Annotated in this window: 19 protein-coding genes; 12 read left to right on the top strand and 7 right to left on the bottom strand. The window is 65.8% G+C overall.

The window, feature by feature from the left end; translation table 11 throughout:
* Position 1 precedes the first annotated feature (1 nt).
* On the bottom strand, positions 2–2,344 hold the full coding sequence (gene mrcB, locus APT59_RS02135) for a penicillin-binding protein 1B (protein WP_059313346.1): 2,343 nt from the start codon (positions 2,342–2,344) through the stop codon (positions 2–4).
* 152 nt (positions 2,345–2,496) lie between these two features.
* On the opposite strand from mrcB, the gene APT59_RS02130 reads away from it, so the two are divergent.
* Both APT59_RS02130 and APT59_RS02125 read left to right on the top strand, forming a co-directional pair.
* Complete coding sequence (locus APT59_RS02130) at positions 2,497–4,044, top strand: AAA family ATPase (RefSeq protein WP_059313345.1); 1,548 nt, start codon at positions 2,497–2,499, stop codon at positions 4,042–4,044.
* A 130-nt stretch (positions 4,045–4,174) separates the two neighbouring features.
* A complete protein-coding gene (locus tag APT59_RS02125; RefSeq protein ID WP_059313344.1) occupies positions 4,175–4,987 on the top strand; it encodes a cyclic nucleotide-binding domain-containing protein in 813 nt (270 codons plus the stop codon).
* A gap of 180 nt (positions 4,988–5,167) precedes the next feature.
* On the opposite strand, the gene deoA is transcribed toward APT59_RS02125, so the two are convergent.
* From deoA to APT59_RS02100, 5 genes are all read right to left on the bottom strand, one after another.
* Positions 5,168–6,478 carry a thymidine phosphorylase gene (deoA, locus tag APT59_RS02120; RefSeq protein ID WP_059313343.1) on the bottom strand — a complete coding sequence of 437 codons (1,311 nt, stop codon included), beginning with the start codon at positions 6,476–6,478 and terminating at the stop codon, positions 5,168–5,170.
* A 12-nt stretch (positions 6,479–6,490) separates the two neighbouring features.
* A complete protein-coding gene (locus APT59_RS02115; RefSeq protein ID WP_059313342.1) occupies positions 6,491–6,904 on the bottom strand; it encodes a cytidine deaminase in 414 nt (137 codons plus the stop codon).
* 71 nt (positions 6,905–6,975) lie between these two features.
* On the bottom strand, positions 6,976–8,238 hold the full coding sequence (locus tag APT59_RS02110) for a NupC/NupG family nucleoside CNT transporter (RefSeq protein WP_059313341.1): 1,263 nt from the start codon (positions 8,236–8,238) through the stop codon (positions 6,976–6,978).
* A 106-nt stretch (positions 8,239–8,344) separates the two neighbouring features.
* Positions 8,345–9,052 carry a DNA/RNA nuclease SfsA gene (sfsA, locus tag APT59_RS02105; RefSeq protein ID WP_059313340.1) on the bottom strand — a complete coding sequence of 236 codons (708 nt, stop codon included), beginning with the start codon at positions 9,050–9,052 and terminating at the stop codon, positions 8,345–8,347.
* Positions 9,049–10,224 (bottom strand): pyridoxal phosphate-dependent aminotransferase, encoded by a 1,176-nt coding sequence (locus tag APT59_RS02100; RefSeq protein ID WP_059313339.1) that lies wholly within the window; start codon positions 10,222–10,224, stop codon positions 9,049–9,051. Before APT59_RS02100 ends, sfsA begins: the two co-directional genes overlap by 4 nt.
* Before the next feature lie 302 nt (positions 10,225–10,526).
* On the opposite strand from APT59_RS02100, the gene dksA reads away from it, so the two are divergent.
* Positions 10,527–10,970, top strand: a complete 444-nt coding sequence (gene dksA / locus APT59_RS02095; protein WP_059313338.1) for an RNA polymerase-binding protein DksA — start codon at positions 10,527–10,529, stop codon at positions 10,968–10,970.
* A gap of 68 nt (positions 10,971–11,038) precedes the next feature.
* The gene (gene gluQRS / locus APT59_RS02090; protein ID WP_059313337.1) at positions 11,039–11,929 is read left to right on the top strand and encodes a tRNA glutamyl-Q(34) synthetase GluQRS; all 891 of its coding nucleotides are present in this window, start codon (positions 11,039–11,041) and stop codon (positions 11,927–11,929) included.
* Here gluQRS and APT59_RS02085 read toward each other — a convergent pair.
* On the bottom strand, positions 11,926–12,342 hold the full coding sequence (locus APT59_RS02085) for a VOC family protein (protein ID WP_059313336.1): 417 nt from the start codon (positions 12,340–12,342) through the stop codon (positions 11,926–11,928). The genes gluQRS and APT59_RS02085 overlap by 4 nt on opposite strands.
* A 104-nt stretch (positions 12,343–12,446) precedes the next feature.
* On the opposite strand from APT59_RS02085, the gene APT59_RS22345 reads away from it, so the two are divergent.
* From APT59_RS22345 to pgi, 8 genes are all read left to right on the top strand, one after another.
* The gene (locus APT59_RS22345; protein ID WP_007159707.1) at positions 12,447–12,623 is read left to right on the top strand and encodes a hypothetical protein; all 177 of its coding nucleotides are present in this window, start codon (positions 12,447–12,449) and stop codon (positions 12,621–12,623) included.
* Positions 12,607–15,555, top strand: coding sequence for a sensor histidine kinase (locus tag APT59_RS02075; RefSeq protein WP_059313335.1), 2,949 nt, complete (start codon positions 12,607–12,609; stop codon positions 15,553–15,555). Before APT59_RS22345 ends, APT59_RS02075 begins: the two co-directional genes overlap by 17 nt.
* Positions 15,556–15,670: 115 nt before the next feature.
* A complete protein-coding gene (locus APT59_RS02070) occupies positions 15,671–17,086 on the top strand; it encodes a sigma-54-dependent transcriptional regulator (protein ID WP_059313334.1) in 1,416 nt (471 codons plus the stop codon).
* Between the two features lie 703 nt (positions 17,087–17,789).
* Complete coding sequence (locus APT59_RS02065) at positions 17,790–19,181, top strand: polynucleotide adenylyltransferase PcnB (protein ID WP_059313333.1); 1,392 nt, start codon at positions 17,790–17,792, stop codon at positions 19,179–19,181.
* Entirely contained in the window at positions 19,178–19,681 is a 504-nt protein-coding gene (gene folK / locus APT59_RS02060; protein WP_167348551.1) for a 2-amino-4-hydroxy-6-hydroxymethyldihydropteridine diphosphokinase, read from the top strand. The genes APT59_RS02065 and folK overlap by 4 nt, the downstream gene beginning before the upstream one ends.
* 127 nt (positions 19,682–19,808) lie before the next feature.
* Positions 19,809–20,609 (top strand): 3-methyl-2-oxobutanoate hydroxymethyltransferase, encoded by an 801-nt coding sequence (gene panB, locus APT59_RS02055; protein WP_059313331.1) that lies wholly within the window; start codon positions 19,809–19,811, stop codon positions 20,607–20,609.
* Positions 20,606–21,463: a pantoate--beta-alanine ligase gene (panC, locus tag APT59_RS02050; RefSeq protein WP_059313330.1), complete on the top strand. Its 858-nt coding sequence runs from the start codon at positions 20,606–20,608 to the stop codon at positions 21,461–21,463. Before panB ends, panC begins: the two co-directional genes overlap by 4 nt.
* A gap of 181 nt (positions 21,464–21,644) precedes the next feature.
* A complete protein-coding gene (pgi, locus tag APT59_RS02045; RefSeq protein ID WP_059313329.1) occupies positions 21,645–23,309 on the top strand; it encodes a glucose-6-phosphate isomerase in 1,665 nt (554 codons plus the stop codon).
* Positions 23,310–23,419: the final 110 nt, after the last annotated feature.

The raw sequence follows: 23,419 nt of genomic DNA, 5'->3' as shown, positions 1-23,419 counted from the left end.
CTCAATTCAACCAACCCTTGACCCAGTCCATGACCGGATTGCCGCCGTTGCCGTTCCCGCTGGCAGCAGGCGCAGCCGGCGCGCCACAGGCAACCCCGGGCGGCGGCTCACTGCCGCGAATATAAGGCATCTGTACCGCATTGGGACACGAGGGGTCCGTGCCGCGGCCGGTGGTGGCATCCACCCAGGCCTGGACGATGTTGTCCGGCACCGGCATGTCCAGCGACACGGGATCGGCACGGCGCATGAAGTTGCTCCAGACCTGCAGGGCGCCAGTGGCGCCGGTCAGCGGCGTCTTGCCGTTGTCGTCACGCCCCAGCCAGACCACCGCCAGCAGATCCTGGCTGAAGCCGGAGAACCAGCTGTCGCGGGAATCGTTGGTGGTGCCGGTCTTGCCCGCCAGATTCACGCTGGTGGGAATCTGGTTGTAGACCGAACGCCCGGTGCCCTCGCGCATCACCCGCTGCATGGCGTACTGCACCAGGTAGATGGCGCCGGTATCGAAGCGCTGCTCGATCTGGAAGGGATAGCGCTTGAGCGGCTCGCCATTGGCATCGAGCACGCTGCGGATACTGCGCAGCGGGGTATTGAAGCCACCATTGGCCAGCGTCTGGTACATGGTCGCCACTTCCATGGGCGTCAGGGCGCCGGCACCGAGCAGGGTCGCCGGATAAGGCGGCAAGGCGCGGCTCACACCCAGGCGCTCGACGGTCTTGAGCACCTCGGGCAGCCCCAGGTCCAGGCCCAGGCGGGCCGTGGACAGGTTGTAGGAGTGCGCCAGCCCCTGGTAGAGGAAGATGGTGCCGTGCGCCTTGTGCTCATAGTTCTGCGGCCGCCAGACCTGGCCGTCGGCACCCTTTACCGAGAAGGGCTCGTCCTGGATCAGGGTGGTCAGGGTGTACTTGCTGGGCCGCTCCAGGGCAGTGAGATAGACCGCCGGCTTGATCAGCGAGCCAACCTGACGGACCGCATCGAGTGCCCGGTTGTAGCCGGCGAAGCGCGGATCGCGACCGCCGAGCAGGGCCTGGACCTCACCGGTTTCCGGATTGGTCACCACCATGGCCGACTCGACGTTTTCCGCGCCCTTGCGGCCGTCGATGCGCTTCATGGACTCGGCCATGGCCGCCTCGGCCTTGGTCTGCAGAATGGGGTCGAAGCTGGTGAAGATGCGCAGGCCTTCCTCGGTGAGGTCTTCGTCGCGGTAGTCCTGCTTGAGCTGGCGCTTGACCAGGTCGACGAAGGCCGGGAAGGAGCTGTTGGTCAGGCTGCCGGCCTTGGTGATGCCCAGTGGCCGAGCCTTGGCCGCCTCGGCTTCGGTGGCGCTGACCACGCCCTGCTCGGCCATGAGGTCGAGTACCAGGTTGCGGCGGGTCATGGCGCGCTCGGGGTAGCGGCGCGGATTGTAGTAGGACGGGCCCTTCACCAGGCCGACCAGCAGGGCGACCTGATGCAGCTTCAGCTCGCTGAAGGGCTGCCCGAAGAAGTACTGCGCGGCCAGACCGAAGCCATGGATGGCGCGCGAACCGTCCTGGCCGAGGAACACCTCGTTGAGATAGGCCTCGAGGATTTCCTGCTTGCTGTAGTGCAGCTCCAGGAGCAGGGCCATCAGCGCTTCGGTGCCCTTGCGGGTGATGCTGCGCTCGTTGGTGAGATAGAAGTTCTTGACCAGCTGCTGGGTCAGGGTGCTGCCGCCCTGGCGTACCTGACCGCTGGTGGCGTTGACCCAGACGGCGCGCGCGATGGACTTGGGCGAGACACCATGGTGATGCCAGAACTCCCGGTCTTCCACAGCTACCAGGCCATCGACCAGGTGCGGTGGGGCCTGGTCGAGCTTGATGAGAATGCGATCTTCGTTGTGCGCCGGATAGATGCCACCGATCATCAGCGGCTCCAGACGAGCCACGGCGAGGTTGCTGCCGTCCAGGGCACTGACACCCGAAACGGTGCCACCGGCGAAGCGGACCCGGATCGCTCGGGGCGGCTCCATTCCTTCATAGAACTGGAACCCACGGGCATTCAGATCGACCGTGGAGGCGCCCACGGAGACGCTGCCAGGGCCGTCCACGGTCTTTTCGCGGCGATAGCCGAGGGCATCGAGCTCGGTGAGGAAGTCGTCGCGGCTGAGCTTGACGCCATTGAACAACTCCAGCGGCCGGGCATAGACCTTGGCCGGAATGGTCCAGCGTTTGCCAGAGAATTTTTCCTGGACCACGGCATCCAGATAGATGCACACGCCAGCCAGGGCTACCAGCGCGACCAGACCGAGCTTGACTGCCCAACCGGACAGACGGCGCCAATCAAAGGTCTTGCGCTTGCGGGAACGAGAGGATCGGGGTCGCTTCATGGCGGCGCATTATACGCACTTGCCCGGTAGCCGACACAGGCCAGCCAGCGCTTCGTCAGCTGCGGTTCAAGGGAGCCTCCGGCGGGATCGCGGCTTGCGTGGGCAGCCCTGGCAGCGATAATGCCGGCAACCATTCCCTACAAGGACCGCCCGTGAGCCAGCTCCTGATTTCCGCCCTGCAGAACCCGGCGCTCTATCCCCACCCCACTTCGGCGTTCCGCGTCATCGAAACCCATATTTCCTGGGTCGTGCTGACGGGCGAGGTTGCCTACAAGATCAAGAAGCCGGTGAACTTCGGTTTTCTGGACTTCACCGACCTGGACGCGCGAGGTCACTTCTGCCGGGAAGAGCTGCGGCTCAACCAGCGCCTGACACGCGATCTCTACCAGGACGTGGTGGCCATCACCGGCACTGAAAGCGCCCCCCAGCTGGGTGGCGACGGTCCGGTCATCGAATACGCCCTGCGCATGCGTGAATTCCCCCAGAGCCAGCTGCTCAGCGAAGTGCAGAAGCGCGGAGAGCTGAGCCCGGCGCACATCGACGCCCTGGCCGAGCAGATCGCCCGCTTCCATCAGGTGGCCCCCCAGGTCGCGATCGAGCATCCGCTGTGCACCTCGGATGCCGCCATGGCGCCGGTGCGGCAAAACTTCGAGCAGATCCGCGCCATGTTGAGCGAAGCGGCCGACCTCAGGCAGCTGGACCAGCTCGAAGCCTGGGCCGAAGCCAGCTACGCCCGCCTGCTGCCACTGTTCGAGGCACGCTGCCGCGACGGCTACATCCGCGAATGCCACGGCGACATCCACCTGGCCAATGCCACCCTGCTCGATGGCGAGGTGGTGCTGTTCGACTGCATCGAGTTCAACGAACCCTTCCGCCTGACCGACACCATGGGCGATGCCGGCTTCCTGGCCATGGACCTGGAGGACCGCGGCCTCGCGGCGCTGAGCAACAGATTCGTCAACGCCTACTTCGAGGCGACCGGCGACTACGCCGGCTTGGCCTTGCTGGACTTCTACAAGGCCTATCGCGCCATGGTGCGCGCCAAGATCGCCCTGTTCCGCCTGGGCCAGGCCGAGGAGCCGGCCCTGCGCGCCGAGATCCTTGCCAGCTATCGCAGCTACACGGCGCTGGCCGAAGGCTATACCCAGGTGCCCCAGCCCTTCGCGGCGGTGATGCACGGGGTCTCGGGCATCGGCAAGAGCACCGTGGCCCTGGCCCTGGTCGAGGCGCTTGGCGCCATACGCCTGAGATCCGACGTCGAACGCAAGCGACTCTATGCCGACAGCGACGAGGCCACCCGCTATAGCGCGGCGGCGGGCGAAGCCACCTATGGCCGCCTGCACGAGATCGGCGCCCAGGTGCTGGCGGCCGGCTATCCGCTGGTACTCGACGCGACCTACCTCAAGCAGGTGCAACGGACGGCGGCCCAGACGCTGGCGGAAGCCCAGGGTGTCCCGCTGTTGTTCATCGATTGCCAGGCGGACGACGCGCTCATCGCACACTGGTTGCAGGAGCGGCAGGCCGAAGGAACGGACCCTTCCGAAGCCACCCTCGCGGTTGTAGCGGCGCAGCGTCAGGCGCAGGATCCGCTGGAGCCCGCCGAGCAGGATCGCGCGCTGATCGTGGCGCTGGGTCAGGCCGGACAGCTGGAGGCCCTGCCGGCTCGCCTGCTGCGCCGCCTGGGTCGCGCCGAGGCCTGATCGCGACCTCTTGGAAGGCAGAACAAGCGTTCCGTCACAGCTCGCAGAGTTGTGGATTTACGGTCGCCGACGAGCGGCTTATCGTGCGACCCACGTCACAACCTCTGCGTAACAAGAAGGAATTGGCACCATGTACCTCATCGGCGATCAGCCCCCCTATGTCGATCAGTTGCGCCAGACGCTGCAAGCCATTCCTGCGCAGCTGCTCAGTGGTATGGCGCCGAGTCGGCAGCCGCTGCAGCTAAGTCCGGCGGCGCTGCTGCAGGACTGGATGCGTAACGATGAGGTCTATCTGATCCAGCGCGGGCCATTGCGCGTGGTCCTGGATCAGCGGGCGCTGTTCCAGCTCGACGAAGGCGACTTGATCGGCCTGGGGCGCCCCCTGGATCTGCCCACGCTCAATTACGAGAGCGAGGCCGACGTCCTGGTGCAACCCTATGACCGGGAGGCCTTCCTTACCGCGGCCACCGCTACTCCCGCCCAACGCGATGCCCTGCTGCGCTACATGCTCGGCCAGCAATCCCTGCTCGCGCAGGCGCTGATCCGCCTGAAGCCGCCAGTCACCCAGCCCGCGACCGGTTTTCGCCGCTATGCCGCTGGCGAGGTCATCATTCGCCAGGGCGACTCCGCCGAGCATGTCTTCGTCATCACCGAGGGGCATGCCGAGGCCTGGGTGGATGGCTGCAAGGTTGGCGAGGTCTGCCAGGACGAAATCGTCGGGGCGCTGGCGGTCTTCACACATACGCCGCGTACCGCCAGCGTCATCGCCAAGACCTCCTGCGCGGTGCTGGTGATTCCCCAGGACCAGTTCGTCTCGCTGATGGAAACCACCCCGCGCATTGCCCACAGCCTGATCGAGAACATGGCGCGCCATATCAACACCCTGAACAAGGAAGTCACCCGCCTGCGCAGCGCTGCGGAACAGCCTTCCGCCAGTAATTAAGAAATATTCTCGAATACGCTTGACGATGGAATGAGAATTGTTATTATTCAACTCAGCCGGTCGCGAGATCGGTCGATAACTGAAGGTCCAGCAGTTGGTCTTTCGGGTTATCTCCTCATCAGGCTAATCACGGTTTTGGACCCGGCTCTGCCGGGTCTTTTTTTGTCTGCGATTTGGTGACTAGCGCCGATCCAGCACGGGCGGCATGCTGGCTGCCGGCCGTTCCTCGCCAAGCGAGTAGGCTGCCTGTAACTGCGCGGCGGCCCGCTCTGCGCTGGCGGTATCCTGGGCATGGATCAGGCCCAGCGGTCGCTCCTCCCCTACCCGTTCGCCCGGCAGCGCCAACTCGGCCAGGCCCACGGCAGGGTCTATGTCGGCGTCGGGGCGTTGCCGGCCACCACCCAGCTCGACCACCAGCAGGCCGAGGGCGCGGGTATCGACCTGCTGTACCCACCCAGGTCGCGCTGGATGGACGGCCCGCACCACCGCCGCCCGGGGCAGATGCTGCCAGGGTCGGTCGGTCAGGTCCGGCGGGCCCCCGAGCGCCCGATTCATGGCCGAGAAACGTTCCAGGGCAGCGCCACTGCGCCAGGCATCCAGCACCAGATGCTCGGCCGTCGCGGCATCCTCCGCCAGTCCGGCCAGCTGCAGCGCCTCCTCGGCCAGGGCCTGGATCACCCGCCAGAGGCGTTCGCTGCGGACGTCGCCGGCCAGCAGGGCGATGGCCTCCTCCACTTCCAGAGCATTGCCGGCACTGCGGGCCAGGGGCTGACTCATGTCGGTGATGAGCGAACGGGTACGTACCCCCGCCGCCTCGGCCACCTCGACCAGGCTGTCGGCCAGGCGTTGCGCCGCCGTTGTCTCGGCCATGAAGGCACCGCCGCCAGTCTTGACGTCCATGACCAGCACATCCAGGCCAGCGGCCAGTTTCTTGGCCAGGATGGAGGCGGTGATCAGATCCACCGACTCCACCGTGGCGGTGACATCGCGGATGGCATACAACCGGCGATCGGCTGGCGCCAGGTCGGCATCGGGACCGACGATGGCGCAGCCCACCTCGGCCACCACCTGGCGAAACCGCGCGAGGCCAGGGCGGATGCGGTAGCCGGGAATACTTTCCAGCTTGTCCAGGGTGCCACCGGTATGACCCAGGCCGCGTCCGGAAATCATCGGCACATGGCAGCCGCAGGCGGCGAGCAGGGGCGCCAGCACCAGGCTGGTGAGATCGCCCACGCCCCCGGTGGAGTGCTTGTCCACCACCGGACCAGGCAGGTCCCAGTGCAGCACCTGACCGCTGTCGCGCATGGCCAGGGTCAGGGCGGTACGTTCGGCGGCGGTCATGCCGCGCAGCAGGGTAGCCATGGCGAAGGCGGCAATCTGGCCTTCGCTGAGGCTGTCGTCGGCGATGCCGAGGACCAGGCGCTGGAGGTCCGTAGCGGACAGCTCCAGGCCATCGCGCTTCTGGCGGATCACTTCCTGGGCGAGCCACATGGGCCGTACTCCTTAGAAGTCGTCGAAGGCGCCGGGCAGCAGCTCAGCCAGGGTCCAGGTACGGGTCCGGCCGGGCTCGCTGCCACTGCAGACGATGGTCGCGTCGGGCGCCATCAGCTCCAGCAGCACTTGGCGACAGGCACCGCAGGGGCTGATCAGGGGAACGCCTGGCGCATGGATGGCCATGGCGGTGAAGCTGCGTGGCGGCAGGCCCTGGCTGATGGCGGCGAACAGAGCGCTGCGTTCGGCGCAGTTGGTCAGGCCATAGGAGATGTTTTCCACGTTGCAGCCATGGATGACTGTGCCCTCCGCCGTCAGCAGGGCGGCCCCGACGGGAAATTCGGAATGCGGGCAGTAGGCACGCTGGGAAGCGGTGACGGCCTCGGTCAGCAGGTGGTCGAGGGTTTCAGCAGGAACAGCGGACATGGGAAGTACCTCGGGAAAGCGAAAAGAGCGAGCGTGAGTGTAGCCCGGTCGGACGACCGGGCCGCCGCGACTCAAAGGCTGACAAAGAAGCCGGCCAGGGCCGCACTCATCAGGTTGGCCAGGGTGCCGCCAAGCATGGCGCGCAGGCCCAGCTGGGCCAGTTCGTGACGCCGCTGGGGGGCGATGCCGCCCAGGCCGCCGAGTTGAATGGCAATGGACGACAGATTGGCGAAGCCGCAAAGGGCAAAGGTGACGATGACCTGGGTGTGCGCCGACAGGGGTTGTGCCCCGGCCGCCGCGGCCTTGACGGGATCCAGGTAGGTCGACAGATCGGCATAGGCGACGAATTCGTTGAGCACCAGCTTCTGGCCGATGAAGCCGCCGGCTTGTACCGCCTCGCTCCAGGGCACTCCGATCAGGAAGGCGACCGGCGCCAGCATATAGCCCAGCACCAGCTGCATGCTCAGCTGCGGCAGGCCGAACCAGGCACCGCACCAGCCGAGAATGCCGTTGAGCAAGGCGATCAGGGCGATGAAGGCCAACAGCATGGCGCCGACCGCCAGGGCAATGCGCAAGCCGACCTGGGCGCCCTCGGCTGCCGCGTCGATGACGTTGGCCGGGCGCTCCTCGCCCTCCCCCAGAGTCTTCATGGCCTGGTCGCGTGGTTGTTCGGTCTCCGGCTCCATCAGCTTGGCCATCAGCAGCCCGCCCGGTGCGGCCATGAAGCTGGCGGCGATCAGGTATTTCAGCTCCACGCCCATGCCGGCGTAGCCCAGCAGCACCGAGCCGGCCACGGCGGCGAAACCGCCGACCATGATGGCGAACAACTCCGAGCGGGTGAGTTCGGCGATGAACGGCCGTACCACCAGAGGCATCTCCGACTGGCCGAGAAACAGGGTGGCGGTCACCGTGGTGGATTCCACCCGGCTGGTGCCGAGCAGCGCCTGCAGCGCGCCGCCTACCAGGCGGATGATCCAGCCCATGATGCCCAGGTAGTAGAGCACCGCGATCAGGCTGCCGAAGAAGACGATCAGGGGCAGGACCCGCACGGCGAAAACGAAGCCGCCGTTACCGAAGTACTCGAACATCCTGGGGCCGGCCAGGCCGCCGAAGAGAAATTCGATGCCCTTGTCGGCATAGAGCTGCAGCGACGAGACGGCGCCGGATACGCTGCCGAGCACCTGCTGGCCCCAGGGGATGTAGAGCACGAACAGGCCGAGGCCGGCTTGCAACAGAAAGGCCGCGAGTACGGTGCGCAGCCGAATGGCGCGCCGCTGGCGAGAAAAGGCGATGGCGATCGCCACCAGCAACAGCATGCCCAACACAGAGATCATCAGCAAACTCCTAACAGGATCGCCTGAGAGCGGCGATCGATGGGCGACAAGCGCAAGCAAGGCGCCTGCCAGATCCTGTCCGACCGATCAGCTTTTGGCCGACTCATCAGTCAACCAGGCGCAACGGTCGGTCCAGCTGCACACCTGCAGGAGAGAGGCGTGCCCCATAAGCCAGCACCTGCACGCCCTGACGGCGGGCCTCGCCCAGGGCCAGGGCATAGGCCGCATCGATTTCCGCCGCCGGGCGTACCGCCTCGATGCCTTCAAGCAGCACGCAATAGAGCAGTACCGCTCGCTCACCGGCCGCGGCCAGCGCCGCCAGTTCGCGCAGATGGCGGGCACCGCGAGTGGTCACCGCATCGGGAAAGGCGGCGACCGGGGTATCGGCGAAGCCCAGGGTGACACTCTTCACCTCCAGGTACAGCGGACCCGCGGGATATTCCAGGCGGAAATCGGCGCGACTGTTTTCCAGGCCGTAGGCCACCTCCCGGCGCAGGGCGGTGAAGCCCGCCAGTTCGGCGATGCCGCCGGCCAGCAGGGCTTCCTCCACCAGGCGATTGGCCCGGGCGGTATTGATGCAGGCCAGGCGGCCGTGGTCCGTCTCGACCAGCTCCCAGGTGCCGGGCAGTTTGCGTTTTGGCCCACTGGCCCGGCTGAACCAGACCCGGGCGCCGGGTGGCTGGCAATGAAGCATGGAACCGGTATTGGGGCAGTGCAGGGTCAGCACCTCGCCACCGGCGGTCTCGATGTCGGCAAGAAAGCGCTTGTAGCGGCGCAGCAGGCGACCTTCTTCCAGCGGCGGCTCGAACCTCACCGCGCGCTCCAGCGCTGCAGGCCCTGGGCGATGCGGGCGACGGCCTCCTCCAGGCGCGGCAGCGACTGGGTATAGGCGAAGCGCACATGGGTGTCGGCACGGTGGCGACCGAAGTCCAGGCCGGGAGTGATGGCCACGTGCTCGGTCTCCAGCAGGAACTGGCAGAAGGCATAGGCATCGCCACCGAAGGCGGAGATGTCGGCATAGAGATAGAAGGCGCCCTGGGGCTCGACGGCGATCTCGAAACCCAGCCCGCGTAGCGCCGGCAACAGGTAGTCGCGGCGACGGGCGAACTCCGCGCGGCGCTCTTCGAAAATGGCCATGGCCGCGGGGGTGAAACAGGCCAGGGCAGCCTGCTGGGCCACGGTGGAGGCACTGATGTAGAGATTCTGCGCCAGCTTTTCCAGCTCTGGCACGGCCGCGCGCGGCGCCACCAGCCAACCGAGCCGCCAGCCGGTCATGCCGAAGTACTTGGAGAAGCTGTTGAGCACGAAGGCCGAATCGTCCACTTCCAGCACGCTGGGTGCGTCCAGACCATAGGTCAGGCCGTGGTAGATCTCGTCCACCACCAGATGGCCGCCGCGCGCCTTGAGCGCTGCCGACAGCCCGGCGAGCTCGTCGCGATCGAGCAGGGTGCCGGTCGGATTGGCCGGCGAGGCCACCAGGGCGCCGACGCTGTCCGGCTGCCAGTGCTGCGCCACCAATTCGGGGGTGAGCTGGTAGCGCGTGTCGGACCCGACCGGGATCAACTGGGCTGCGCCCTCCACCAGACGCAGGAAGTGACGATTGCAGGGGTAGCCAGGGTCCGCCAGCAGCCAGTGGCGACCGGGATCGACCAGCAGGGCACTGGCCAGCAGCAGGGCGCCGGACCCACCGGGGGTGATCAACACCCGTTCCGGATCGAGGTCGACGCCATAGCGCTCGCCATAGAAGGCGGCAATGGCGCGACGCAATTCCGGCAGGCCGCGAGCCGCGGTGTAGCGGGTCTGGCCCGCCGCCAAGGCTGCCTGGCCAGCGGCGACCACGGGGGCGGCGGTGGTGAAATCGGGCTCGCCGATCTCCAGGTGCATGACGTCGTGCCCGGCGGCCTGGAGCTGGTTGGCGCGCTCCAGCAAGGCCATCACATGGAAGGGCTCGATAGCCCGGCTGCGCGCGCTGTAGGAATTGGACATGGACGGGGTCCGAACTTGTGGCGAAGGCGAGATTCTAACCAAGGCTTCGCAGGCCGGCATCCGCCGCGTCCGGCGGAGCGCCAGCAAGGAGCGGGAGGCCGGTAGTAGCGCCCCCTGGAAGCTTCTGGTAAGTTCGCCCGCTTGCATCCGCAGGGCGGCTGGCCAGTCGAGAACATATTCAGCCTGGCGTCGGCAATGCGCGGGACGCCATCGGCAGCCACAGACCCGGGCGTTCCATCATGGAGAGGCCTGGAGACGCATCCAGCCTGTGGACAGGATCAGCGAAAGTGAGAGGGTCAATCATGCCCAGCGAAGCAAATCAGCAGAACAATCATCTGGCCCGTGGCTACGAACCCTACCAGCCTGCCAAGGGCGAGGAATACATGAGTGAGCGCATGCGCGCCCACTTCACCGCCATTCTGAACAGGTGGAAGCAGGAGCTACGCGAAGAAGTCGATCGCACCGTGCACCACATGAAGGAAGAAGCGGCCAACTTCGCCGACCCCGCCGATCGGGCGACCCAGGAAGAGGAATTCAGCCTGGAACTGCGTGCCCGCGACCGTGAGCGCAAGCTGATCAAGAAGATCGACGAGACGCTGCAGCTGATCGAAGACAACGAATACGGCTGGTGCGACTCCTGTGGCGTGGAAATCGGTATCCGTCGCCTGGAAGCCCGTCCGACTGCCAGTCTGTGCATCGACTGCAAGACGCTGGCCGAGATCCGCGAGAAGCAGACCGGGACCTGAGTCCGACGGTCTCACCGACGAGGGCGCTACGGCGCCCTTTGTTCTTTCCGGCATTCACAGGATGAGCTATGTCCAGGCGCCCCTATGTCGGTCGTTTCGCCCCTACACCCAGCGGCTATCTGCACTTCGGTTCCCTGGTCGCCGCCCTCGCCTCCTACCTCGACGCCCGTGCCGCGGGTGGCCGCTGGCTGGTGCGCATGGAGGACCTGGACCCACCCCGTGAGGTCCCTGGCGCCCAGGCGGCCATCCTCACCACCCTGGAAGCCTATGGCTTCGACTGGGACGGTCCGGTGCTGCGCCAGAGCGAGCGCCTGGACGCCTATCGCACCACCATCGCGCAATGGCTGGCCAGTGGCCTGGCCTATGCCTGCGACTGCTCACGCAAACAGCTCGAAGGCACTGGCGGCCTCTATCCCGGCCACTGCCGCAATCGCGGCCTGCCAGAGACGGGCGCCGCCATCCGCATCCGCGTACCCGAGCTGGAATACCGTTTCACCGACCGGGTGCAGGGCGACTTCCGCCAGCACCTGGGCCGCGAGGTGGGCGACTTCGTCATCCAGCGGCGCGATGGCCTGATCGCCTATCAGCTGGCCGTGGTGATGGACGACGCCCTGCAGGGCGTGACCGACGTGGTGCGCGGCGCCGACCTGCTGGACTCCACGCCACGTCAGCTCTATCTGCAGGAACTCCTCGGCCACCCGGCGCCGCGCTATCTGCACGTCCCCCTGCTGATCCAGCCCGATGGCCACAAGCTGGGCAAGCGCTATCGCTCGCCGCCGCTGCCACCCGAACAGGCCGGGGCCCTGCTGGTGCGCGCCCTGCGTACCCTGGGCCAGCCGACTCACGCGGCGCTGGCCGAGGAAGCACCGGCCAGCGTACTCGCCTGGGGCGTCGCCCACTGGGATGCCAGCCTGATCCCGCGAGTATCCCAGCTGGCCGAAGCGCAGTTGCCCGCCTAGTAATTGGGCCAGAGTCCGGGGGTCGCCAGCTCCAGCAGATGCCCATCCGGATCGCGGAAATACAGACTGACCGCACCACGCGGCCACTGGGTGCGCTCCTCGATGGGCACCCCGGCCGCTTCCAGCTGTACGACCCAAGGCTCCAGCTCTTCCGCTGCGATCGCCAGGGCCAGATGCTGGCAGCCCTGGGCGCCATGGGGCGGAATGCAGCCGCCTGGCAGCCTCACCGGTTGCTCGGTGGTGCCCCGCTGGAACAGCAGCAAGACACTGGCGCCCACGGCGTAGGCGGCCAGGCGCTCATCGGCGAACATCGGAGCCAGTCCCAGCACTTCCTCGTAGAAGCGCCGCGCCTTGGGCAGATCGGCGGCGTAGAGCGCGGTTTCCAGCACGGCAGCGAGTCGGGGTCTGGTCATCGTCTTTCTCCTGCGAGCAAAGAAGCCTTTACGGTAGAGCCGTCACGCTCCGGGGTACACCGCTTTTGCTTTACCATGGCGCCATCGCCGTTCGGGAACCGCGCATGTACATCTACCGGCTGGTCCTGCTCCTCGTGGTAGGCATCTATCTGTTCTCCCCCGCCATCATGGATTGGTGGATCGCTCCCAGCGGCGCCTGGTATCGCCCCTACCTGCTGTGGCTCATCCTCATCGTGGTGACCTTCATCCTGCAGAGCCAGCGCGATGCCGACGAGCTTTAGTCTGTCCCAACTGGTCCTGATCAGCGCCGGCTACCTGCTGATCTTCTTTGGCGTCGCCTGGATAACCGAGAAGGGCTGGGTGCCGCGCCGACTGGTGCGCCACCCGCTGATCTACACCCTGTCGCTGGGGGTCTATGCCAGCGCCTGGGCCTTCTATGGCACCGTGGGCCTGGCCTACGACTACGGCTACGGCTTTCTCGCCTACTACCTGGGTCTGTGCGGCGCCTTTCTGCTGGCGCCGGTGCTGCTCTATCCCATCCTGCGGCTGACCCGTGCCTACCAGCTGGCGTCCCTGGCCGACCTCTTCGCCTTCCGCTTCCGCAGCACCTGGGCAGGCGCCCTGACCAGCCTGGGCATGCTGATCGCGGTGCTTCCCCTCCTGGCACTGCAGATCCAGGCGGTGGCCACCAGCACCGGGATCCTGGTGCAGGCCCGCGCTCAGGACGCCCCGGCGCTGGGTTTCTGCCTGCTGATCACCCTCTTCGCCATGCTCTTCGGCGCGCGCCAGATCAACTCCAAGGAGCGTCACGAAGGCCTGGTGGTGGCCATCGCCTTCGAATCCCTGGTCAAGCTCCTGGCGCTGGGCATCGTCGGCGGCGTCACCCTCTATACCGTGTTCGGCGGGCCCAACGGCCTGGAGACCTGGCTGCAGCAGAACCAGAGCGCCCTCTCCACCCTGCACACCCCGCTGCAGGAAGGCCCCTGGCGGATCCTGCTGCTGGTGTTCTTCGCCGCAGCCATCGTCACCCCGCACATGTACCACATGGCCTTCACCGAGAACCTCAGTCCCCAGGCGCTGGTCAGCGCCAGCTGGGGCCTGCCGCTGTTCCTGCTGCTGATCAGCCTGGCGGTGCCACCGATTCTCTGGGGCGGCCTGGCGCTGGGCTCGCCGACGCCGCCGGAGTACTTCACCCTCGGCGTGGGCCTGGCGCTGGACAATCCGCTGCTGGCACTGGTGGCCTTCGTCGGTGGCCTGTCGGCGGCCAGCGGCCTGATCATCGTGGTGACCATGGCGCTGTCGGGCATGCTGCTCAACCACATCGTCCTGCCGCTCTACCAGCCGCCCACCGACGGCAACATCTATCGGTGGCTGCGCATGACCCGCCGGATGCTGATCGCCGCCATCATCCTCGGCAGCTACGGCTTCTATCGCCTGCTGCAGGGCCATGGCGATCTCTCCAGCCTGGGCATCGTCTCCTTTGTCGCCACCGTGCAGTTCCTGCCCGGCGCGCTCTCGGTGCTCTACTGGCAGACGGCCAATCGCAAGGGCTTCATCGCCGGCTTGCTGTGCGGCCTTGGCCTGTGGTTCCTGAGCATGCTCATGCCGCTGGTAGCCGACATCAATCCGCTGCACATCGGCGTTTTTAGCTATCGCATCAGCGCCAGCAACTGGCACCTCGCCGCGGTGGCCTCGCTGACCGTCAACGTGCTGGTGTTCGCCCTGGTCTCGCTCTTCACCGAAGCCAGTGAAGAAGAGAAGAGCGCCGCCGAGGCCTGCGCGGTGGACAACGTCCGCCGCCCGCAACGCCGCGAACTGGCGGCCAGCTCGCCCCAGGACTTCGCCGCCCAGCTGGCCAAGCCGCTCGGTGCCAAGACCGCGCAGAAGGAGGTCGAGCGGGCCCTGGCCGATCTGCTGCTCCCCTACGACGAGCGCCGTCCTTATGCCCTGCGCCGTCTGCGCGATCGCATCGAGGCCAACCTGTCCGGCCTGATGGGCCCGCGGGTCGCCCAGGACATCGTCGAGACCTTTCTGCCCTTCAAGGCGGAAAGCGAGGCCTATGCCACCGAGGACATCCACTTCATCGAGAACCGCCTGGAAGACTACCAGTCGCGCCTGACCGGTCTTGCCGCCGAGCTGGACGCCCTGCGCCGCTATCACCGGCAGACCCTGCAGGAATTGCCCATGGGCGTCTGCTCCCTGGCCCGGGACCGCGAGATCCTCATGTGGAACCGTGCCATGGAAGACCTCACCGGCATCGACGGCGCCCGGGTCGTGGGCTCGCGCCTCAACGCCCTGCCCAATCCCTGGCAGGACCTGTTCGAACGCTTTCTCGCCGAGCCGGCGCAGCAGCACCTCTACAAGCAGCGCCTCTCCCAGGAGCACGAACAGCGCTGGCTCAACCTGCACAAGGCGACCATCGACGAACCCCTGGCGGTGGGCAGCAACGGCACCGTGCTGGTGGTGGAAGACATCAGCGAGACCCAACTGCTGGAAGACCGCCTGATCCATTCCGAGCGGCTCGCCTCCATCGGCCGCCTGGCAGCGGGCGTGGCCCACGAGATCGGCAATCCCGTCACCGGCATCGCCTGCCTGGCGCAGAATCTGCGCGAGGAGCGCGAGGCGGACGAGGAGATCGACGAGATCAGCAGCCAGATCATCGAGCAGACTCGCCGCATTACCCGCATCGTCCAGTCGCTGATGAGCTTCGCCCATGCCGGCGGGCGCCAGCAGGCGCACGAACCGGTCTGCGTGGCCGAGGCGGCCCAGGAGGCCATCGCACTGCTCTCGCTCAACCGGCAGAGCGTGGACGTCGACTTCTTCAACCTCTGCGATCCCGAGCACTTCGTGCAGGGCGATCCCCAGCGCCTGGTGCAGGTCATGATCAACCTGCTCTCCAACGCCCGCGACGCCTCTCCCGCCGGTGCGCCGATCCGGGTGCGCAGCGAAGCCCATGGCCAGACCGTGACCCTGAGCGTCGAAGACGAAGGCAGCGGCATCCCCAAAGCCATCATCAGTCGCCTGTTCGAACCCTTCTTCACCACCAAGGATCCGGGCAAGGGGACAGGGCTTGGCTTGGCGCTGGTCTATTCCATCGTAGAAGAGCATTATGGTCAGATAATGATCGATAGTCCTACCGACCCCGTGACCGGCCAGGGCACCCGCATTCGGGTACTGCTGCCGCGCTATCTCGGGTTGCCGGAGGCGCCGTGACGGACCCATCCGCCTGCTGGATGGATCTGCTAAAGCATTCGGAAGTCCAGACGACCGCGAAAAGACACGCTGCCTGGCGTGGGTTGTCTTGCCTTCCCGTAAGAGAGCGCACTTGATGGCCCATATCCTGATTGTCGAAGACGAGAAGATCATCCGCTCGGCGCTGCGGCGCCTGCTCGAGCGCAACCAGTTCCGCGTCAGCGAGGCCGGTTCCGTGCAGGAAGCCCAGGACCTCTACGACGTACCCAGCTTCGATCTCGTCATCAGCGATCTGCGTCTCCCTGGCGCGCCCGGCACCGAGATGATCGATCTCGCCAAGGGCAAGCCGGTACTGATCATGACCAGCTACGCCAGCCTGAGATCGGCGGTCGACTCCATGAAGCAGGGTGCGGTGGACTACATCGCCAAGCCCTTCGATCACGACGAGATGCTGCAGGCGGTAGCACGCATCCTGGTAGAGCGTGAGCAGCGCCCAGCGGTTACCGCCGAGGAAAGCGTCACGCCGCCGCCGGCCACCGGCGAGATCGGCATCATCGGCAACTGCGCACCGATGCAGGATCTCTTCGGCAAGATCCGCAAGGTCGCCCCCACCGATTCCACCGTGCTCATCCAGGGCGAATCGGGTACCGGCAAGGAGCTGGTGGCGCGCGCCCTGCACAACCTGTCGCGGCGCGCCAAGGCGCCGCTGATCTCGGTCAACTGCGCGGCCATTCCCGAAACCCTGATCGAATCCGAGCTCTTCGGCCACGAAAAGGGCGCCTTCACCGGTGCCAGCGCCAGCCGCACCGGCCTGGTGGAAGCGGCTGACGGCGGCACCCTGTTTCTCGACGAGATCGGCGAATTGCCGCTGGAAGCCCAGGCACGCCTGCTGCGCGTGTTGCAGGAGGGCGAGATCCGCCGCGTCGGCTCGGTGCAGTCGCAAAAGGTCGATGTGCGACTGATCGCTGCGACCCACCGGGACCTCAAAGGCCTGGCCAAGATCGGCCAGTTCCGCGAAGACCTCTTCTATCGCCTCAATGTCATCTCCCTGCGGCTGCCCGCCCTGCGCGAGCGTGGCAGCGATGTCATGGAGATCGCTCGGGTATTCCTCGCCCGCCAATCGGCGCGCATGAGTCGTCCGGGGCTCAAGTTCGGTGCCGAGGCCGAAGCCGCCATCCGCCATTACACCTGGCCGGGGAACGTGCGCGAACTGGAGAACGCCATCGAGCGCTCGGTGATTCTCAGCGAAGGGCAGGAAATCAATGCCGATCAGCTGGGCATCGATGTGGAGCTCGGCGAGCTGGACCTGGCCGACAGCTATCTGGATCCGCTACCCACCTCTGGCCTGGGCAACGGCAACGGCGCCCATGAGCCCACCGAGGATCTGTCGCTGGAAGACTACTTCCAGCACTTCGTGCTCGAACACCAGGACCACATGACCGAGACCGAGCTGGCCCGCAAGCTCGGTGTCAGTCGCAAGTGCCTGTGGGAACGACGTCAGCGCCTGGGCATCCCCCGGCGCAAGGCCAGCGCCAGCAGCGACGCCAGCTGAGGCTGGCCAGGGGCGCGTGATTCTTCGCGGCGCCCCGCGGTAACACCCCCTCCTCTCCCCTGCACATCCTTTGCAATGTGTTACCGCCGTAACAAGAAGCGGGTTCAGCGGTAACGAAAATACGTCTGTAGCCATTAGGCAAAAGGGCTACATTTTTTCCAAGTCACTGAAATTAAAGGATTTTTGAAAACTGGCACGGCATCTGCTTTATGTTCTGGCACAACAACAATAAAAACGTATCTCACTCCATAACAAAAACAAGACGTAGCGACTCCAGCACAACAAGAACAAGCAGGCGGAGGCGTAGCTAACTGATCATTTTGGAGAAGAGTCGTCTTGCGGGATGCTCCGCGCGATGTCAGGACAGAGAACAACAAAACTGCCCCAAGGCAGCACCCGTACCAGGCACTGCAGGAATGATCCTGACGACCTCAGCTTCCAAAGTAATCCGTTTGCTCTTGGCTCTAGACTTCAGAGCCTTTCCGGCGGCCGGTATCCGCACGGGACAGACCACACAAGAAAAACAAAAGGTCTGGATAAACAATAAAAACAAAGCACGTACCACTTTGGGGGGGAGCTTCGGCTCCCCCAGTGCCTTTGACAGCCTCCCCTCCCTCGTTCAAGATCCCCTCCTTATCTATTGCGCAATGGCATCAATTCGTGCCCAGATTGCGTATAGCCGTCTCTCCAAACAGAAACTCGCATGCTGAAGAAGCTCATCCAGACCTTGCGCTCGCCCCTGCGACGTACTCCGTCCGCGCCTGCCTTGCCCATCGAATTGCCCCGCAGTCAGCATGCTCTGGAACGAGAGCGAATCAGTCGTCACGCCCTGAGCGTCGTTGATCGACTGGAAAAAGCGGGTTATCAGGCCTACCTGGTCGGCGGCTGCGTCCGCGACCTGCTGCTTGGCTTCGAGCCCAAAGATTTCGATGTCGCCACCAGCGCCACGCCCGAGCAGGTGCGCGCTGAATTCCGTAACGCCCGGGTAATCGGTCGCCGCTTCAAGCTGGTTCACGTGCATTTCGGTCGAGAAATCATCGAGGTCGCGACCTTCCGCGCCAATCATCCCACCGGCGACGCCGAGGACGAGGCCCAGGGCTCACGCCATGAAAGCGGCCGGATCCTGCGCGACAACATCTACGGCAACCAGGAACAGGATGCCGAGCGGCGCGATTTCACCATCAACGCGCTCTACTACGATGCCAGTGGCGAGCGCATCCTCGACTACGCTAACGGCGCCCAGGACATCCGCCTGCGCCAGATCCGCCTGATCGGCGATCCCGAGCAGCGCTACCTGGAAGATCCGGTGCGAATGCTCAGGGCCGTACGCTTCGCCGCCAAGCTGGATTTCCAGATCGAGACGGCTACCGCCGAACCCATCAGCCGCCTGGCGCCGTTGCTGCGCGACATTCCGGCGCCGCGGCTGTACGACGAGATCATCAAGCTGCTGCTTGGCGGCAAGGCGGAGCGCACCTTCGAGTTGCTCTGCCAGTACGGCCTGTTCGCTCCACTGTTCCCTGCCAGCGGCGAAGCCCTGGAGCGCGATCCGGAGTACGCCGGTACGCTGATCCGGCAGGCGCTGGCCAACACCGACACCCGCATCCGCGAAGGCAAGCCGGTCACTCCGGCCTTCCTGTTCGCGGCCCTGCTCTGGCCGGCGCTGCCCGAGCGCGTCCGTCATCATCAGGAGCGTGGTCTGCCGCCGATTCCAGCGATGCAGGAAGCCGCTCACGACCTGACCCTGCAGCAGTGCCAGCGCACCGCTGTGCCCAAGCGCTTCACCATGCCCATGCGCGAGATCTGGGACATGCAGGAACGCCTGCCCCGCCGTCAGGGCAAGCGCGCCGATCAGCTGCTGGAGAATCCGCGCTTCCGCGCCGGTTATGACTTCTTGCTGCTGCGCGAGAGCGCAGGTGAGGAAACCGGCGGACTCGGTGAATGGTGGACGCGCTATCAGGAAGTCGGCGACAGCCAGCGGCGCGAGATGATCAAGAACCTAAGCCGGGAAGACGGCGCGCCCGCCAAGCGCCGTCGTCGTGGCGGCAGCAATCGCAAGCGGCGCACCTCGGACGCCCCCACGGCCGGCGACGAATGATGGAACGGGTCTATCTCGGCCTGGGCAGCAACCTGGCCGAGCCCCGGCGGCAGCTGGACGCGGCCCTGGATGCCCTGGCCCAGCTGCCCGCTAGCCAGCTGGTCGCGGTCTCCGCCTTCTATGCCAGCGACCCCCTGGGACCGCCCGACCAGCCACGCTATGTCAATGCCGTCGCGGCCCTGGATACCTGCCTCGCGCCCCTGGCGCTGCTCGACGCCACCCAGGCCATCGAGCAGCAGCAAGGCCGCGTGCGCAAGGATGAACGCTGGGGTCCGCGGACCCTGGACATCGACATCCTGCTGTTTGGCGAACGGCTGATCGACGAGCCACGTCTGCAGGTCCCCCATTACCATCTGCAGGCCCGCGCCTTCGTGCTCTATCCGCTGGCAGACCTTGCGCCCGAGCTGCAACTGCCCGACGGCCGCCGCCTGCCAGACCTGCTGTCCGCCTGTCCTTTCGAAGGTCTGGAGCGACTGGTAGCGTCGTTACCTACCCGGTAACACACCAGTAACACCGAGCATTGACTTGTGCCGGATGCGCCGGGACTATAGCAGCCGTTTTCGCGCGGCCGACCCGCGCCCGCGGCGCCAGACAATAACCATAGCGCCGTTCCACGAGGACCCTTGCATGCCTGATATCAGCCTCACGACCCTTCAGGGGCTCAAGCAGCGTGGCGAAAAGATCGCCATGCTGACCGCCTACGATGCCACCTTCGCCCAGGCCGCGAGCCAAGCCGGCGTCGAGATGCTGCTCATCGGCGATTCTCTCGGCATGGTGCTGCAGGGTCACGACAGCACCCTGCCGGTGACCCTCGACGACATGGTCTACCACACCGCCTGCGTCAAGCGTGGCCATGCCGACGCCTTCATCGTCGCCGACCTGTCGTTCATGACCTATGCCACCCTGGAACAGACCCTGACCAGCGCCGGCCGCCTGATGCAGGCAGGCGCGCAAATGGTCAAGCTCGAGGGTGACGCCTGGCTGGCCGAGCCGATTCGCCGTCTGGCCGCCAATGGCGTACCGGTCTGCGCCCACCTGGGCCTGACGCCCCAGTCGGTGAATGTCTTCGGTGGCTTCAAGGTGCAGGGCCGCGATCCGCTCCGCGCGCAGCAGCTGCGCGAGGCCGCGCGGGAGCTGGAAGAAGCCGGCGCGGCCATGTTGCTGCTGGAATGCGTGCCCTCGGCGCTGGCCGAGGAAATCACCCGGGCTGCCCGGGTGCCGGTGATCGGCATCGGCGCCGGTGCCGCTACCGATGGCCAGGTGCTGGTGCTGCACGACATGCTCGGCCTGGCCCTGCGCGGGCGCACGCCGAAATTCGTCCGCAACTTCATGGCCGGTCAGGACAGCATCCAGGCTGCCCTGGCGGCCTACGTCGCCGCCGTCAAGGACGGCAGCTTTCCCGCTCCCGAACACGGATTCTCCGCATGAAGACGGTCCATAGCGTCCGCGAACTGCGCGCCGCCGTCGCCGCCGCGCGCCGCCAGGGCCTGCGCATCGGCCTGGTGCCCACCATGGGCAATCTGCACGCCGGCCATATCGCGCTGGTGGAGACCGCCCGGCGTCACGCCGACTTCGTGGTGGCGAGCATCTTCGTCAATCCACTGCAGTTCGGAGCCAGCGAGGATCTGGACACCTATCCGCGCACCCTCGCGGAAGACAGCCGTCAGCTGAACGAGGCCCATTGCGACCTGCTGTTCGCGCCAGCGGTTGGCGAGATGTATCCCAATGGCATGGATGGCCTGACCCGGGTGAGGGTGCCGGGCGTGTCCGAAGGCCTCTGCGGCGCCCGCCGTCCTGGCCATTTCGAAGGCGTGGCCACCGTGGTCACCAAGCTCTTCCAGATGGCGCAACCGGACGTGGCGGTCTTTGGCGAAAAGGACTATCAGCAGCTGGCGGTGATCCGCAAGCTGGTCCAGGACCTGGACATGCCCATCGAGATCGTCGCCCAACCCACGGTACGGGCCACCGATGGCCTGGCCCTGTCATCGCGCAACGGCTATCTCGATGACGGTCAGCGCGCCAGTGCGCCCTGCCTGTACAGCCTGCTCAGGCGCCTGGCCGATCAGCTCGCCGCTGGCGCCGTGATAGAGCCGGTCCTGGCCGCGGGTGTCGCCGAACTGCAAGCTCAGGGGCTTAAAGTCGACTACCTGGAGTTGCGCGAGCAGTCGAGTCTGCAACCGGTCGGACCAGACGCCCGCGAGCTGGTCCTGCTGGTGGCGGCCTACCTTGGCCAGACCCGCCTGATCGACAACCTGAGCTTTCGCCGCAGGCCCCGAGTGTGATGCAACCGAAGGTTAGCTCACCCAAACCTGCTCAGACCCTGGAAGCCCGGAACATACCGGGCTTTTTCATGCTCGAAGCGCGGCGCCACGTCAGGCGTCGCGCGGCAGCCGACTTTCCCTTGCAAGCCACCGGCTTGTGGGGCACAACAGCAAACAAGAGCCACCAAGGAAAAGCCTACCCATGGAGTACTATCAACATCCTCTCGACGTGACCCAGCTCGCCTCCTGGAAAGCGCTGCAAGAGCACCGCAAGGCCATGCAGAACTTTCGCATGCGCGACGCCTTCGCCGCCGACCCGCAGCGGTTCACGCAGTTCTCCCTGAACACCAGTGGTCTGTTCCTCGACTATTCCAAGAATCTCATCACCGAGCAGACCCGTGAGCTGCTGGTGAACCTGGCCCGCGAAGCGGGCTTGGAAGGCGCCATCCGTACCCTATTCGACGGTGCCTACGTCAACTCGTCCGAACACCGCCCCGCGCTGCACACCGCACTGCGTCGTCCGGTAGGCGACAGCGTCGAGATCGACGGTCAGGACATCATGCCCGAGGTGCATCGAGTCCTGAACCAGATGACCGCGCTGGTCACCCGCATCCACAACGGCCTCTGGCGCGGCTACACCGAGAAGCCGATCACCGACGTGGTCAATATCGGCATCGGTGGTTCCTTCCTCGGCCCGCAGCTGGTGTCCGAGGCGCTGGTGCCCTTCACCCAGCGCGGCGTACGTTGCCACTACCTGGCCAACATCGACGGCAGCGAATTCCGCGAGGTAACCTCCAAGCTCGCCGCCGACACCACCCTGTTCATCGTCTCCTCCAAGTCCTTCGGTACCCTGGAGACGCTGAAGAACGCCCAGGCCGCGCGCGCCTGGTGCCTGGCCCAGGGCTGCCCGGAGCCGGAGCTGCACAAGCACTTCATCGCGGTCTCCAGCAACGTCAAGATGGCGGTGGAATTCGGCATCGCCGAAGAGAACATCTTTCCCATGTGGGACTGGGTCGGCGGGCGCTACTCGCTGTGGTCGGCCATCGGCCTGCCCATCGCCCTGGCCATCGGCATGTCCAACTTCAAGGACCTGCTGGCCGGCGCCTATGCCATGGACCAGCATTTCACCAGCGCGCCCTTCGAAGAGAACATGCCGGTGCTGCTGGGCCTGCTCGGGGTCTGGTACGGCAACTTCTGGGGCGCGACCAGCCACGCGATCCTGCCCTACGACCACCACCTGCGTAACTTCGTGAAGCACCTGCAGCAGCTGGACATGGAGTCCAACGGCAAGAGCGTGCGTCAGGACGGCTCGCCGGTGAGCATGGAAACCGGTCCGGTGATCTGGGGCGGCGTCGGCTGCAACGGTCAGCACGCCTACCACCAGCTGCTCCACCAGGGCACCCAACTGATCCCCGGTGATTTCATCGTGCCGGTGGTGAGCCACAACCCGGTGGCCGATCACCAGCAATGGCTCTATGCCAACTGCCTGTCGCAGAGCCAGGCGCTGATGCTGGGCAAGACCCGCGAGGAAGCCGAGAAGGAACTGCGCGAGAAGGGCATGGGCGAAGCCGAGATCGCCAAGCTGGCGCCGCACAAGGTGATTCCGGGCAACCGTCCGAGCAACACCCTGGTGCTGGAGCGCATCTCGCCGCGGCGCCTGGGCGCGCTGGTGGCGCTGTACGAGCACAAGGTGTTCGTGCAGAGCGTCATCTGGGGCATCAACTGCTTCGACCAGTGGGGCGTCGAACTGGGCAAGGAGCTGGGCAAGGATGTCTACCAGCACATCATCGGCCGTAGCGAAGGCAAGGCCGACGATGGCTCCACTCAGGGCCTGATTGATTACTTCCGCGGTCGTCACCGCGGCTGATCGCCTCTGCTCTCTCGAAAAGCGCCGCTCTGCGGCGCTTTTTCGTTTTGTCGTCCCTCTGAACCCCATCGCGCCATCCGGGCCTAAACTAGGAGCACAACAACACCAAG

Source organism: Pseudomonas oryzihabitans, assembly GCF_001518815.1.
In the GTDB taxonomy this organism is placed as follows: domain Bacteria; phylum Pseudomonadota; class Gammaproteobacteria; order Pseudomonadales; family Pseudomonadaceae; genus Chryseomonas; species Chryseomonas oryzihabitans_E.
Note: the sequence above shows the minus strand (reverse complement) of the source record. Positions and strands in the feature narration are given on the sequence as shown.